This window comes from Mesorhizobium sp. M1A.F.Ca.IN.022.07.1.1 (genome assembly GCF_003997575.1).
GTDB lineage: Bacteria > Pseudomonadota > Alphaproteobacteria > Rhizobiales > Rhizobiaceae > Mesorhizobium.
The window spans coordinates 1-850 of the sequence record NZ_RZST01000687.1 but is presented as its reverse complement, the minus strand read 5'-3'; the positions used below and the strand labels follow the sequence as shown (position 1 = coordinate 850).

Genomic DNA, 850 nt, shown 5'->3' with positions numbered 1-850 from the left:
GCCTGATCCGCGCCGCATCGCTCAAGCTTTCCGCCGACGACATCGCAGCGCTCGATCGCGGCAGCGCTTAAGGCGTGTCGATATTCAGGCGGATGCCGGCCTGACCTGGATCCAACATGCGTTAGTGCAGCAGGTCCCCCGCACGATCGTCCAAGACCTTGCAGATAGCCTCGCGATAATTCCTACCCGATCGCGGCAGGAATTGAGGTTAGGCATGGTCGGAGAAGTTTTGTCCGAAGCGCAGCCCTGGCAGCAGGTGCTGGCGCTGGTCATGGCGGCGACCGTTGTCATGGGTCCGGCGACGATCAGCGTCACCGCCGTCGGCGCCGCTTTCGGGCTGCGGCCTTCGCTGGGTTATACGTCCGGCATCGTGCTTGGAACGACGGCCGTGCTCCTGGTTGTGGCCGCCGGGATATTCGGCATGCTCGCCTCGGTGCCGGGGCTGGCGCCGTTGCTGACTGTCGCTTCGGCCCTCTACATCCTCTACCTTGCCTTCAGGATCGCGACAGCGCCGCCGCTTGCCCAAGGCGGCAATGCGGCGGCGCGTCCCACCTTCTTCGGCGGCTTCATGCTCGCCGTCGCCAACCCGAAAGCCTATGTGGCGATCGGCGCGGTCTTCGCGGGAGCTTCATCCACGGTCGACGGGCTCGGGATTTCGACCAAGCTTTTGGTGCTGGCAGCGATGATCGTCGCCATTCATGCGCTCTGGCTTCTCGCTGGGACGATTTTCGCGAGGCTGCTGCGCGATCCATTGGCGTCGCGGATCATCAATCTCGTCTTCGCGGCGACGCTGGTGCTGACGACTGCACTGGCGGGGCTGCCGTAAGGGGAGCTCAGGCCTTCGCCGCAG

General features: G+C 64.7%; 1 protein-coding gene. It reads left to right on the top strand.

The window, feature by feature from the left end; translation table 11 throughout:
* Positions 1-214: 214 nt before the first annotated feature.
* Positions 215-826 carry a LysE family transporter gene (locus tag EOA75_RS33395; RefSeq protein ID WP_127326176.1) on the top strand — a complete coding sequence of 204 codons (612 nt, stop codon included), beginning with the start codon at positions 215-217 and terminating at the stop codon, positions 824-826.
* Positions 827-850 lie beyond the last annotated feature (24 nt).